The 13424-nt window shown below is 71.7% G+C and carries 8 protein-coding genes; 3 read left to right on the forward strand and 5 right to left on the reverse strand.

Going from position 1 to position 13424, the window contains the following annotated elements; translation table 11 throughout:
- Positions 1-116 precede the first annotated feature (116 nt).
- Entirely contained in the window at positions 117-1607 is a 1491-nt protein-coding gene (locus AB0E24_RS09695; RefSeq protein ID WP_079259569.1) for a M1 family metallopeptidase, read from the forward strand.
- Positions 1608-1659: 52 nt separating this feature from the next.
- Here AB0E24_RS09695 and AB0E24_RS09700 read toward each other — a convergent pair whose 3' ends face one another.
- Positions 1660-2532, reverse strand: coding sequence for an oxygenase MpaB family protein (locus tag AB0E24_RS09700; protein ID WP_359375864.1), 873 nt, complete (start codon positions 2530-2532; stop codon positions 1660-1662).
- 19 nt (positions 2533-2551) lie between these two features.
- On the reverse strand, positions 2552-6292 hold the full coding sequence (locus AB0E24_RS09705; RefSeq protein ID WP_359375866.1) for a glycoside hydrolase family 2 TIM barrel-domain containing protein: 3741 nt from the start codon (positions 6290-6292) through the stop codon (positions 2552-2554).
- A 285-nt stretch (positions 6293-6577) separates the two neighbouring features.
- On the opposite strand from AB0E24_RS09705, the gene AB0E24_RS09710 reads away from it, so the two are divergent.
- Entirely contained in the window at positions 6578-7384 is an 807-nt protein-coding gene (locus AB0E24_RS09710; protein WP_359376342.1) for a MerR family transcriptional regulator, read from the forward strand.
- Positions 7385-7498: 114 nt separating this feature from the next.
- Here AB0E24_RS09710 and AB0E24_RS09715 read toward each other — a convergent pair whose 3' ends face one another.
- A complete protein-coding gene (locus AB0E24_RS09715; RefSeq protein ID WP_359375868.1) occupies positions 7499-8386 on the reverse strand; it encodes an alpha/beta fold hydrolase in 888 nt (295 codons plus the stop codon).
- A gap of 99 nt (positions 8387-8485) precedes the next feature.
- On the opposite strand from AB0E24_RS09715, the gene AB0E24_RS09720 reads away from it, so the two are divergent.
- Positions 8486-9427 carry a LysR family transcriptional regulator gene (locus AB0E24_RS09720; RefSeq protein WP_232639812.1) on the forward strand — a complete coding sequence of 314 codons (942 nt, stop codon included), beginning with the start codon at positions 8486-8488 and terminating at the stop codon, positions 9425-9427.
- 378 nt (positions 9428-9805) lie between these two features.
- Here AB0E24_RS09720 and AB0E24_RS09725 read toward each other — a convergent pair whose 3' ends face one another.
- Positions 9806-12049, reverse strand: a complete 2244-nt coding sequence (locus AB0E24_RS09725) for a 3-hydroxyacyl-CoA dehydrogenase NAD-binding domain-containing protein (protein ID WP_359375871.1) — start codon at positions 12047-12049, stop codon at positions 9806-9808.
- Between the two features lie 89 nt (positions 12050-12138).
- Positions 12139-13353 (reverse strand): acetyl-CoA C-acetyltransferase, encoded by a 1215-nt coding sequence (locus AB0E24_RS09730; RefSeq protein WP_069872435.1) that lies wholly within the window; start codon positions 13351-13353, stop codon positions 12139-12141.
- Positions 13354-13424 lie beyond the last annotated feature (71 nt).

Genomic DNA, 13424 nt, shown 5'->3' on the forward strand with positions numbered 1-13424 from the left:
GGTGCGCGTTGCGGCCAGATGTCGATTGGATGTCGGACGGCGTGATGGACGCGAGGTGCGGATGAGGAGTACATAGGCTCACGAGTGATCGTTCTCCCCTACGAGTTGGAGGACTCGTGCGTCACCACAGACTTCTCGTCCCGGGCGCGGCCGCGGCCTGCCTGCTGCTGGCGATCCCGGCGTCGGCGGCCGATGCCACGCCGGGCGCCCCGGGCATCGGGGACTCCTACTACCCCTCGTACGGCAACGGCGGGTACGACGTCTCCCACTACGACCTGCGGCTGAAGTACCAGCCGAAGACGGACCGGCTGGAGGGCACGGCGACGATCGTGGCCGAGGCCCGGCAGGATCTGTCCCGGTTCAACCTGGACTTCGCGCTCGATGTGAGCGAGGTGCTGGTGGGCGGGAAGAAGGCCGCGTTCACGGCGACCGGCGACCACGAGCTGGAGATCACCCCGGCCGCGCCGCTGACCTCCGGCCGCTCCTTCACCGTGGTCGTGCGCTACAGCGGGACGCCCTCGAAGGTCGTGGCGAGCGGTTTCACCTCCTGGCTGCGCACCCCGGACGGCGGGATCGCGGCCAATGAGCCGGAGTCGGCGTGGTGGTGGTTCCCGAGCAATGACCACCCGCTCGACAAGGCCACCTTCGACGTATCGGTGGCGGTGCCGGACGGAACGCAGGCGATCAGCAACGGCACCCTTCAGTCGACCAGCTCCCAGCTGGGCTGGACCCGCTACAACTGGCGCTCCAGCAAGCCGCAGGCCACGTATCTGACCACGCTCGCGGTCGGCAAGTTCGACATCACCACGGACACGACCGCGAACGGTCTGCCGGTGATCAACGCCTACAGCAAGGACCTCGGGGACAACGCGGGGGCGGCGCGGGCGAGCGTGGAGCGGTCGGCGGAGATCGTGGACTGGGAGTCCTCGGTCTTCGGCCCGTACCCCTTCGACGCGCTGGGCGGCTATGTGCCCAATGTGCCCACGGGCTATGCGCTGGAGACCCAGACCCGGCCGTTCTACAGCCCGAAGGGGTTCGCCAAGGGCGCGAACACCTCGCTGATCGTGCATGAGCTGGCCCATCAGTGGTTCGGCGACAGCGTCTCGCTGAAGGACTGGCGGGACATCTGGATCAACGAGGGCTTCGCCAGCTACGCGCAGTGGCTGTGGTCGGAGAAGGAGGGCGAGGGCACCGCGCAGGAGCTGGCGGACTACACCTACGCCTCCTACCCGGCCGACGACCCCTTCTGGAAGGTCGAGCCGGGCGACCCGGGTCCGGAGAACCAGTTCCATGACGCGGTGTACGACCGGGGCGCGCTGGCCCTCCAGGCGCTGCGGAACCACATCGGCGACAAGGACTTCTTCGCGATCCTCAAGGGCTGGACGGCGGAGCACCGGTACGGGAACGCCTCGGTCGAGGACTTCGTGACCTATGCGGAGAAGGTGTCGGGCAAGCCGCTGGCCGCGCTCTTCGACACCTGGCTGTTCACCCCGTCCAAGCCGGCCGCGGCGCAGGCGCGGGCGGCGGCGGTGAGCCCGGCCGAGGCGCCGGTGCGGCCGAAGTCGTGGCAGCGGATCCAGGACACGCACAGCGCCCACGGCCGCTGAGCCGTCTCCGGGCCCCGGCCGGGTCGGCCACCCCGGCCGGGGCCTCGCGCGTTCATGGCCCCAGCCCACGGCCGCCCGCGCGGGCGCGGCGCCGGGCCTCGCGTGCCAGGGGGAGATAGCGCAGCCGCTCGGGCAGCAGCGGGACCACCACCCGCACGGCCCGCCCGAACCACCGCAGCCGCCGCTCCCGCTCCCGTGTCCACTCCAGCCCGATCGCCTCCCGCGCGTCCGGCGGCATCAGCCCGACGGTGAGGAACGCCCGGAAGCGGGTGAACAGCGGGCGCAGCAGCGGCCACAGCAGACGGAGCGGCGGCGGGCCCGGCGGCGGCACGGGGGCGTCGGGCGCCGCCAGTTCACGGGCGACGGCGGTCGGCTCGAGCCGCTCCCGCACCATCGCGCGGTAGTAGGGCCAGAACTCCTCGACGGATCCCGGCATCTCGCGGTCGTCGATGCCCAGCACCCGTCCGACCCGCAGCCATTCCCCGTACAGCCGCCGCTCCTCGGCCGCGGTGAAGGGGCGGGTGCCCAGATAGCGCTGGGCGCGCAGATAGACCGGATAGCCGGTGGCGTGCACCCAGGCGTAGACGGGCGGGTCCAGCGCCCGATAGGGGCGGCCGTGTGCGTCGACGCCCTGGATGGACGCGTGGAGCCTGCGCAGCCGGCGCCCCTCCGCCTCGGCCTCCGGCCCGCCGTAGACCCACAGCTGCACCGACCGCAGGGAGCGCTCCCCGCGCCCCCAGGGGTCGGTGCGGAAGACGGAGTACTGGTCCACGCCCGCCCCGACGGCCGGATGCGCCACCTGCATGGTCATCGCGGCCGGCAGGGCGAGCACACTGCGCAGCTCCCCCGCCACGGTCCACAGGATGCCGCCGACAGGGGGCGGATCGTGGCCTTCGGTGGTGCGGCGGGGACTCTGCGTGCTCATGGGACCTGCGGTGGTGCGGTTACTTCTCTCCTCTTCCAGTGTGCGCGCTCGCGCCGCCGGTGAGCGGGCGCAGGGTGAGCGTGTAGTCGTAGGCCCTGTCGGCCTTCACCCGGTACTGGTCGCGCACCGGGTTGGGGGTGTCGCCCACGCCGGTGACCGCGTGGTCGGCGTGCAGGGTGTTCCAGCCGTCGTTGCGCTTCAGGAAGTGCGGATAGGCGGCGCGGTCGAGCTCGTCGTACGCGGTGGCGCCCGCCTCCAGATCGCCGGAGACCAGCAGCCCGGCACCGCCGCCGTCGGTGAGGGACGCCCAGCGCACATCGTCGTGGTTGCCGTGGTCCTGGGGCTTCAGATACTCGACGTACTGGTCCTCGACCGAGGAGGACCACACGCCCATGGGCGTGCCGTCCTTACGGTCGTTGAGGTTCTCCACCGGTCCTCGCCCGTACCACCGGAAGGTGCCGTAGCGCTCGGGCACCTTCAACTGGAGGCCGACCCTGGGGAGGTACGACAGGGTGCGGAAGTCGCCGCGCGCCTCGACCTGGTGCCGGATCCCGACCTGGCCCGCGCCGTCGACCCGGTAGGCCACGGTCTGGCCGAAGGACGCGCCGGTCACATCGGGCGCGGCGGCGGTGGAGCGCACGGTGACGGTGACGGTGCCGTCGTCACCGGGGGTCACCTCCACCCCGTCGACCGTGGTCCGCAGCCGGTCCAGGCCCAGGGAGCGCCAGCGCTTGCCCTCGGCGGTGCCCCAGTCGGAGCGCTCATTGCTGATCGGGGAGCGCCAGGCGTCCAGTTCGGGGCCGGAGCGGAGCAGTTCACGGCCCCCGACGCGCATCGAGGTGAGCGTGCCCTCCTTCTTGCCGAAGGTGTAGCGGAAGCCGTCGCCGCCGACCCGCACGGTGTCGCCGCTCTCGACGGCCTCGGCGGACCGGCCGGCGGCCTGGGCGGGCTCGGGCTCGGGCACCTTGTCGCCGCCGACCGCGAACTGGCCGAAGGACACCGTATGCCCGGCCCCGGCCCAGTCGGTGGAGTGCGCGGTGACGGCCCGTACGGTCAGATGGCGCTCATAGCCGCCGGGGTTGGCGGGCGGGGCCGGGAGCTGGACCACGGCGCTCTCGCCGGGGGCGACGTCCAGCGCACGGGTGCCGCTCGCGACGGTCCGCGCGCCCTCGGCCACCGTCCAGCGCAGCGCGAGATCGCCGGTGCCGGTGAAGGCGCGCTCATTGGTGACCTTCACCTTGCCGGTGCGGGCGCCCTCGCCGCCCGGGTCGGTGATACGGATCGGGGCCTGCACCCAGGCCAGCTGGGCGGTCTCCGGCTCCGGGTCGCGGTCGGCCGTGACCAGGCCGTCCACGCCGGATTCATAGAGCCCGTAGGAGAGATAGCTGCCCTTACGGGTGAAGTCGTCGAAGTCGAGGGCGATCAGGGCGTCGCGCCGGGGGTCCCGGTCCTGGGCGAGCGACTCCGCGCCGAGCGCGGTGTCATAGACCCTGACCTGGTCGATGGTGCCCTTGGCGGTCCGGCCGGTCCAGCCGTCCTCCATGGTGTCGTTGTTCCGGCCGACGCCGAGGTCGAAGCCGGTGTAGTCGATGCGCCCGCTCCACGCGGTCTCGGCGAGCTCCTTACGGTCGACATAGAGGCGCAGTGCGGTGCCGTCGTAGGTGCCGGTCACCCGGTGCCAGGCGCCGGTCCAGCCGTCGGGCACGGGGGCGGTGACGGTACGGGGCCTACCGCCGCTGGTGATCGTGAATTCGATGGTGTTCTCGTCCTTCATCCGCAGGACGTACTGGTCGCCCTTGCTGATGATGGTGAAGTCCCCGGTCCAGAGCTCGGCCGGTTTGACGCGGGCGTCGAGGGTGACGGCGGTGCCGGTGAGGTCCAGCTTCGGATCGCGGTAGATCTCCACGAAGTCGTCAAGACCGGACAGATACAGCGCCTTGCCCCGGCCTCCGTATCCCTCGACCTGCTTCGGCTTGCCGGACAGGGAGGCGGCGATGTCATTGCCGGAGGAGTCGGGGGTGGTGATCAGCGGACGGCGGATGTTCTGCTCGGCCCAGTCCCAGATGAAGCCGCCCTGGGCGCTGGGGTAGGCGCGCATCACCTCCCAGAACTCACGGAAGTTGCCGAGGCTGTTGCCCATGGCATGGGCGTACTCCCCCATCACGATGGGCTTGGTGAAGGTCTTGGCCTTGGTTTCGAGGGAGGCCGGGGTCGGATAGCGGGGTCCGGCGATGTCCGCGTAAGGCGCGTCCCCGTCGGGGCCGTTGGACTGGTGGTAGAGCGGGCGGGTGGGCTCGTTGGCCCGGGTCCACTCGGCCATCGCGTAGTGCGCCTTGCCAAGACCGGCCTCGTTTCCGGTATCCCACATGATGACGCTGGGGTGGTTCTTGTCGCGCTCCACCATGCCCTGGTGGCGGTCGAGGAACGCCTTCTGCCATTCGGGGCGCTCGGCCAGGCAGTCGTCCGGGCAGTTCTCGTGGCTGTGGGTCTCGACCTCCATCTCGTCGTCGATCAGGATGCCCTCGCGGTCGGCGAGTTCGTAGAGGTACGGGTCCGAGGGGTAGTGGGAGGTGCGGATGGCGTTGACGTTCAGCCGCTTCATCAGCCGGATGTCCTGCTCCATCCGGGCGCGGGTGGCATGGCGTCCGGTGGCCGGGTCGGTCTCGGCGCGGTTGACGCCACGGATCAGGATGCGCTTGCCGTTGAGCCTGAGCTGTTTGTCCTTGACCTCGATCTCACGGAATCCGACGCTCTGGCGCACGGTCTGGATCGCCTTGCCCTCGGGATCGCGCAGGGTGAGCACCAGCGCATAGAGGTTCGGCGCCTCGTCCGACCACTTGGCCGGGTTGGTGATCCGCCCGGTCAGCTCGGCCTTCCCGGCCTTCTCCTCGGCCGTCAGCCGCCGTACCACACGCCCCTCGGGGTCGTAGAGCACACCGGTGACCCGATGCGGTCCGCTCGTGTCGCCTCCGGTGCGCGCGATGTCCACTTCGGTGCGCAGCGTGGCGTCCCGGTAGGAGGCGTCGAGATCGGTGGTGACGTACGCGTCCTCCATGCGGGTCGTGGGCGTGGAGTACAGCGATACGGAGCGGAAGATGCCCGCGTAGCGCCACTGGTCGTAGTCCTCCAGATACGATCCCGCGCTCCAGCGGTGCACCTGGAGGGCGATCCGGTTGGTGGCGCCGGGACGCAGATAGTCGGTCACATCGAACTCGGCGGGCACATAGCCGCCCTGGTCGTAGCCGACGTAGTGGCCGTTGATCCACAGGAACCAGCCGGAGGTGACCCCGTCGAAGCGGATCACCTGCCGGCGCCCGTCCCAGCTCCGGGGCACCGTGACATCCCGGACGTACGCCCCGGTCGGATTGGTGTCACGGGGCACCTTGGGCGGGTCATCGGGCGCCATCTCGCTCTGGACGTTGCGGAACACCGGATGGTCGAGGTCGTCGGTCTGCCAGGTGTGGGGCACCTGGACGCGCCGCCACGCCGAGGCGTCGTAGCCGTCCTTCCAGAAGCCGCTCGGGGCGTCCTCAGGCCGGTCGGCCAGGGCGAACCGCCAGCCCCCGTCCAGGCTGCGCTCCCATCGGCCACGGTCGGGCCCGTCCGGCCGCAGCCGGGTGTGCGGGGGCTCCTGGCCCTCGCCGGTCCGCTCCGGGTCCTCGAGGTATGTGTGCACATCGGCGGGGAACTTGCCCGCGTCCGACGCCTTGCCGACGGCCGTGTCCGCGGCCGTGAGGCCGAGGCCGACGGCGGTGGTCATGGCCAGCACCGCACCGATCAGTCGTCGTATCCCATGCCTGCCGCGTTTTGAGCTCAATCCGACCCCACCTCACAGATTCGGAAGAAAACCAACACAGCGGAACGGCGACGCACGCTATTCATCGGTAAAGAGAGCGTCAACAGGCCGTACCGATCCGGGTGGTGAGCGACTGGCGGCGGGAGGTTTCACAGCGGTGATGCGACAGCAATACTGATGAACCCGACCGGGCAGCAGCACAGCAGCGGTACGGCGGAGCAGGACGACACAGAGAGCGAGGCACGGCCGATGACCACCCCCGGCACCGAGGAACCCACCCTCACCGTCGACGAACTGGCGGCCCGCGCCGGGGTGACCGTGCGCACCGTGCGCTTCTACGGCACCCGCGGACTGCTTCCGCCGCCGGTGATCGGCCCGCGCCGGGTCGGCCACTACGGCCCTGAGCACCTCTCCCGACTGGCGCTGATCGAACAGTTGCAGCGCCACGGCATGACCCTGTCCGCCATCGAGCGCTATCTGAGCCAATTGCCACCGGATCTGAGCGAGGACGATCTGGCGATCCACCGCGCCCTGGTGGCCTCCTGGGGCCCGGACTCCCCCGAGGAGACGACCCGCGAGCAGCTGGACCGGCGGGCCGGGCGGGAGCTCTCGGAGGAGGACATCGACCGGCTGGCCTCACTGGACGCTCTGGAGCGCACCGACGACCCGGATCGCTTCCGGATCGACCCCAAGGTGCTGCACCTGGGGCTGCGGCTGCTGGATGTGCCGATCGAGCTGGAGACGATACGCGCGGCCCATACGGTCGTCCTGGAGCACACCCGCTCCGCGGCGCGGGACCTCGGCAGGCTGTTCCGGGACGAGGTGTGGGGGCCCGAGCGCGATCATGAGTCCGGGAGCGGACCGGAGCGGATACAGGCGAAGAAGTCGCTGTCGGCCCATATGCAGCCGCTGGTGGTGGAGGCGCTGGTGATCGCGTTCCAGCGGTCGATGAAGCAGGAGCTGCGGGCCTGGTACGGGCAGGACGCGGAGGGCGCGGAGAGCGCCGAAGGCGCGGAGCGCTCGGTGAGCGCAGAGAGCTCGGTGAGCGGGGATTGAGCCCGGCCCGGGGCGGCGCGGCGACCGCCCCCGGGGACCGGCCCCGGGGTCGGCGGCCCTGGTCAGCGGTGGCGGTCGGCGGCCCCGGTCAACGGTCGCGGTCGGCGGCCCCGGTCAGCGGTCGCCGATGAGCGCGGCGGCGAGTTCCTCGGGGCGGGCGGCGAACGGCGAATGGCTGCCCGGCAGCGGCCGTACGGTGAAGGGGTGGTCCGGCATGGCCGCGTCGGCCTCCGCGATCATCAGATCTTGCAGCGCGGGGGTGCACGCCCAGTCCTCGGCGCACCGGATGAAGGTGCGCGGGATCCGGCCCCACCGCTCCCGGGTCAGGGCGATCGGGGTGGTCGGCACCGCGAGGGGCAGATCGGGGCTCAGGGCGTGGTACCAGCGGGCGAAGGACTCGGCGGGGACGTCGTGGTAGTAGGTCAGCCGCAGCTCCTCCACATACTCCGGATCGGCGGAGAACGGATTGATCCGGAACGCGCCGATGGCCTCCGGGTCGCCCAGCATCAGCCCCTGCCCCCGCACGGTCGCGGTCTGCTCGGGGGAGGCCAGATAGTCGGCGAAGCGGGGGCGCCCGGCGGGGACGAAGGACGACAGATGGATCAGCTCGTCGACGAGTTCGGGCGCCCGCTCCGCGGCCAGGGAGGCGGGGGCGCCACCGGCGCTGTGCGAGACCAGGACGACCTTCGGATACCGGCGGACCGACCGCAGCGCGGCGATCACGGCCCCGGCGCACTCCTCCAGGGTCACCCCGGCCAGCGCCGACTTCTCGGTCGCGTAACCCGGCTGGCCCGGGAGGTGGGTCCCGGAGGGCAGCGGTGCCCCGAAGCCGTGCCCCGGCAGGTCGACGGCGAGGGCGGCCGCGCCGAGCCGGGCAAGGGCGCGCTGGGTGGGCGCCCACTGCCAGGAGGCGTGCCAGGCGCCGTGGACCAGCACGAAGACGGTGCCGGAGGGCTGGGGGCCGGAATCGTTCAGGGGGGTTCTGGGGCTCTTGGCGCTCATGGGGACAGTCCACCGGGACGACACGGCGTTATCCATCGCGATATCTGACGACCCCGTCATCGATATGCCCTGGATATCGCCTCGGTTATCCTCGGTCCGATGGAGTCACGACATCTGCGGTACGCCCTGGCGCTGGCCGAGCATCAGCACTTCGGACGGGCGGCGGCCGCCCTCGGGATCGCCCAGCCGCCGCTGTCCCAGCAGATCGCGGCGCTGGAGCGGGAGCTGGGCGCGCGGCTCTTCGACCGTACGGCGCGTGGGGTGTTCCCGACCGCCGCGGGCGAGGCTTTCCTGGCCAGGGCGCGCCGGGCGCTGGCCGAGATGTCGGCCGCCGTGTCGGACGCGGGCCGGGCGGCCAGGGGCGAGACGGGGCGGCTGCGGCTCGGCTTCATCGGCTCGGCGCTGCTGGAGCTTCTGCCGTCCGTACTGGGCGGTTTCGTCCGCGACCGCCCCGAGGTGCGGCTGGGGCTCCAGGAGATGTCGACCCGGCGGTCCACGGCGGCGCTGCTCGCGGGTGAGCTGGACATCGCCATCGGGCGCGGTGCGCCCCGGGGCGCGGGTGCCGAGGAGCTGGTGTCGGTCACGGTCGGCAGGGACCATCTGGTGGCGGTGGTCGGCGCGGCCCATCCCTTCGCCGGGCAGCGCGGGGTGAGCGTCGAGCAGCTCAGGGGGCAGCATCTGATCATCGCGCCCGCGGACGAGGAGCCGGTGGTCGCCGCGTGGCTGACCACGCTGCTGGGCGAGGGCTCCGAGGCGCCCGCGCGGGCCGGTGGGTTCACGGAGGCGCGGGATGTGCACACCATCATCGGGCTGGCCTCGTGCGGGGTCGGGGTGGGGCTCGGCCCGGCGTGTCTGCGGGTGGCAGCGCGGCCGGACACCCGGGTGTGCGAGGTGAGTCCGCGGGTGGAGCTGCCGGAGCTGGTGATGTCGTTCCGCGCCCAGGACCGCTCCCCCGTACTGGCGGCCTTCCTGGACACCACCCGGGAGCGGTGCCCGGGGGTGAGCGAGCGGCTCGAACGCCATCTCGGCGCGCGGCGCTGACGGGTCGGACCGACAGGCCCGTCAGCGACAGGGGAAGCGGCGCGGGAGATCGCACGGACGGCTACCGGTCGCCCGACGGGCCTTCCCCCTCCCCGCCCCGGGCCAGGGACTCCACCTCAGGACACGGCCCCGCCTCAGGACAGCGGCCCCGCCTCGGACAGCAACCCCACCTCAGGGCACGGCCCCGCCACGGGGCAGGGGCTCCACCTCAAGGCACGGCCCCCGCCTCGGGACAGCGGCCCCACCCCTGGAACGCGGCCCCACCCCTGGAGCGCGGCCCCGCCCCGGCCCCGGGGTCTGGGGCGGAGCCCCGGTTGAGGGAAGGGGCGGGGAGGGGACAGCCCGCCGCAGGCGTCACCGCCCGCCGGACACCCCCGCCTAGTCCATAAACCGCTCCCCCCGCTCCGCCTTCTCCAGCAGCAGCGCGGGCGGGGCGAACCGCTCCCCGTACGCCGCCTCCAACTGCCGGGCGCGGGCCACGAAACCGGGCACGCCGCCCTCGTATCCGTTGATGTACTGAAGCACCCCGCCCGTCCAGCCGGGGAAGCCGATGCCGAGGATGGAACCGATGTTGGCGTCGGCGACGGAGGTCAGGACGCCCTCCTCCAGCAGCCGCACCGTGTCGATGGCCTCACAGAAGAGCATCCGCTCCTTCATGTCCTCCATGGGGATCCGGGTGCCCTCACCACGGGAGCCACCGGAACCACCGGACTCGCCGGAACCACCGGACTCGCCGGACTCACCCGGCGCGAAGTGCTCGCGCAGCCCCGGCCACAGCCGGGTGCGCCGGCCGGTCGTCTCGTCGTAGTCGTAGAAGCCCGCCCCGCCGCTGCGGCCGGGGCGCCCGAACTCCTCCACCATGCGGTCGATGACCGCGTCGGCCGGATGCGGCCGCCACTCGCCGCCCGCCTCCTCGGTCGCCCGGCGCGTCTCCTCGCGGATCTTGCGCGCCAGGGTGAGGGTCAGCTCGTCCATCAGGGAGAGCACCTTGGCCGGGTAGCCGGCCTGGGCCGCGGCCTGCTCCACGGAGGCCGGGGCGATGCCCTCCCCCACCATCGCCACGCCCTCGTTGAGGAAGTGGCCGATGACGCGGGAGGTGAAGAAGGCGCGGGAGTCATTGACCACGATCGGGGTCTTGCTGATCTGCCGCACCAGATCGAAGGCGCGGGCCAGCGCCTTGTCGCCGGTGCGCTCGCCCTTGATGATCTCGACCAGCGGCATCTTGTCCACGGGCGAGAAGAAGTGCAGTCCGATGAAGTCCTCGGCGCGCTGCACCCCCTCCGAGAGCAGGGTGATGGGGAGGGTGGAGGTGTTGGAGCACAGCAGGGCGTCCGGGGCGACGACGCCCTCGATCTCCTGGAACACCTTGTGCTTGAGCGCCGGATCCTCGAAGACCGCCTCGATGACCGCGTCACAGCCCTCGATGTCGCGGAGGTCGGCGGTCGGGGTGATCCGGGTCAGCAGCCCGTCCCGCTTCGCCTCGGTGGTCCGGCCCTTGGCGAGCGCCTTGGCCAGCAGCCCCTCGGAGTACGCCTTGCCCTTGGCGGCGGCCTCCACGGACACATCCTTGAGGACGACCTCGATGCCCGCCTTGGCGCAGGCGTACGCGATGCCCGCGCCCATCATCCCGGCGCCCAGTACCGCGACCTTACGGACCTGCTGGGGCTCGATCCCCTGGGGCCGGTTGGCACCGGAGTTGACCGCCTGGAGATCGAAGAAGAACGCCTGAATCATGTTCTTGGCGGTCTGGCCGACGACCAGCTCGGTGAAGTACCGGGCCTCGATGGTCTGTGCGGTCTCGAAGTCCACCTGGGACCCCTCGACGGCGGCGGCCAGGATATTGCGCTGCGCCGGATAGGGCGCGCCGTTCAGCTGCTTGCGCAGATTGGCGGGGAAGGCGGGCAGATTGACGGCGAACTTCGGCTGCGCCGGGGTGCCGCCCGGGATCCGGTAGTCCTTCTCGTCCCAGGGCTGTGCCGACTCGGGGTGGGCGGCGATGAACGCGCGGGCCAGGGTCAGCATCTCCTCGCGGGTGGCGGCGACCTCGTGCACCAGCCCCGCCTCCTGGGCGCGCCGGGGGCTGTAGCGCATGCCCTGGAGCAGCCACTTGAGCAGCGCGTCGGTGACGCCGAGCAGCCGTACGGTACGGGCGACGCCCCCGCTGCCCGGGAGCAGGCCCAGGGTGACCTCGGGGAAGCCGATACGGGATCCGGGGGCGTCGAGGGCGATGCGGTGGTGGCAGGTGAGCGCGATCTCCAGCCCGCCGCCGAGCGCCGCGCCGTTGATCGCGGCGACCACGGGCCTGCCGAGCGTCTCGATACGGCGCAGCGCGCGCTTGATGCGGAGGTTCTTGTCGTAGACCTCCTGAGCCTGGTCTGGCCCGACCTCGATGAGGTCGTTGAGGTCGCCACCGGCGAAGAAGGTCTTCTTGGCGGAGGTGACGATGATGCCGCTGATCGATTCGCGCTCGGCCTCGGCGCGGTCGGCGATCGCGTCGAGGGAGTCGATGAACGCGGCGTTCATGGTGTTGGCGGACTGGTCGGGGTCGTCGAGCACCAGGGTGACGACGCCTTCGTCGTCCTGCTCCCAGCGGATGGTCGAGGCCGTGGTGGGGTGGGTCATCTGAGGTCTCCAGGGCGAAGGGACGTGGGGCGGGGGGCGGGGCAGAGAGGGACGGGGCGGAGAGGCGAGCCGAGCGGCGGCCTCGGCGGCTAGATCCGCTCGACCACCGTCGCGATGCCCATCCCGCCTCCCACGCACAGCGTCACCAGCCCGAACCGCCCGTCCCGCCGCTCCAGCTCGTCGATCACCGTGCCGAGGATCATCGCACCGGTGGCGCCCAGCGGATGGCCCATCGCGATCGCGCCGCCGTTGACATTGACCTTGTCCAGGCTCAGCCCCATGTCGTCCACGAAGCGCAGCACCACCGCCGCGAACGCCTCGTTGATCTCGACCAGATCGATGTCGTCGATGGTCAGCCCGGCCTTGGTGAGCGCCTTACGGGTGGCGGGAGCCGGGCCGGTGAGCATGATGGTGGGGTCGGCGCCGGAGACGGCGGCGGAGACGATCCGGGCGCGCGGGGTCAGCCCGAAGCGCTCGCCGGTCTCGCGGTTGCCGATGGCGACCAGGGCGGCGCCGTCCACCATGCCCGAGGAGTTGCCCGCGTGGTGGACGTGGTCGATCGCCTCGACCCAGTGGTACCTCTGGAGCGCCACCGCGTCGAAGCCGCCCGCCTCGCCGATAGTGGCGAACGACGGCTTCAGGCCCGCCAGGGTCTCGGGGGTGGTGCCGGGGCGGATGTGCTCGTCGCGGTCGAGGACGGTCAGCCCGCTGCGGTCGCGGACCGGGACCACGGAGCGGTCGAAGTGCCCCTCCTTCCAGGCCCGCGCGGCCCGCTCATGGGAGAGCGCGGCGTAGCTGTCCACGTCATGGCGGCTGAAGCCGCCGATGGTGGCGATGAGGTCGGCCCCGATGCCCTGCGGTACGAAGCCGGTCTCGTAGTTGGTCATCGGGTCCGCGGACCAGGCACCGCCGTCGGAGCCCATCTTCACCCGTGACATCGACTCGACCCCGCCCGCGAGCACCAGGTCCTCCCAGCCGGAACGGACCTTGGCCGCCGCCAGGTTGACGGCCTCCAGGCCCGAGGCACAGAAGCGGTTCTCCTGGACGCCCGCGACCGTGTCCGGGAGCCCGGCCGCGATGGCCGCGATCTTGGCGATGTCGGAGCCCTGGTCGCCCAGTGGGCTGACGACGCCGAGGACCACATCGTCGATCGCCGCCGGGTCCAGCTCGGGGAAGCGCCGCCGGATCTCGTGGATGAGGCCCACCACCAGGTCGACGGGCTTGGTGCCGTGCAGGGCACCGTCGGCCTTTCCGCGCCCGCGCGGGGTACGGATGGCGTCGTACACATACGCTTCGGTGCTCACGTCAGCGGCCTTTCAGGGGAGGGGAGGGATCGGGCGGGGACGGCTCAGCGGGCCGGCGGGGAGCGGACGGG

This window comes from Streptomyces malaysiensis subsp. malaysiensis (genome assembly GCF_040653035.1).
GTDB classification, from domain to species: domain Bacteria; phylum Actinomycetota; class Actinomycetes; order Streptomycetales; family Streptomycetaceae; genus Streptomyces; species Streptomyces malaysiensis.

Excerpts from the sequence above, each read along its gene's own strand:
- AB0E24_RS09700 (WP_359375864.1), bottom strand. The coding sequence starts at position 2,532 with ATGAGCACGCAGAGTCCCCGCCGCACCACCGAAGGCCACGATCCGCCC.
- AB0E24_RS09705 (WP_359375866.1), bottom strand. The coding sequence starts at position 6,292 with ATGACCACCGCCGTCGGCCTCGGCCTCACGGCCGCGGACACGGCCGTC.
- AB0E24_RS09710 (WP_359376342.1), top strand. The coding sequence starts at position 6,578 with ATGACCACCCCCGGCACCGAGGAACCCACCCTCACCGTCGACGAACTG.
- AB0E24_RS09715 (WP_359375868.1), bottom strand. The coding sequence starts at position 8,386 with ATGAGCGCCAAGAGCCCCAGAACCCCCCTGAACGATTCCGGCCCCCAG.
- AB0E24_RS09720 (WP_232639812.1), top strand. The coding sequence starts at position 8,486 with ATGGAGTCACGACATCTGCGGTACGCCCTGGCGCTGGCCGAGCATCAG.
- AB0E24_RS09725 (WP_359375871.1), bottom strand. The coding sequence starts at position 12,049 with ATGACCCACCCCACCACGGCCTCGACCATCCGCTGGGAGCAGGACGAC.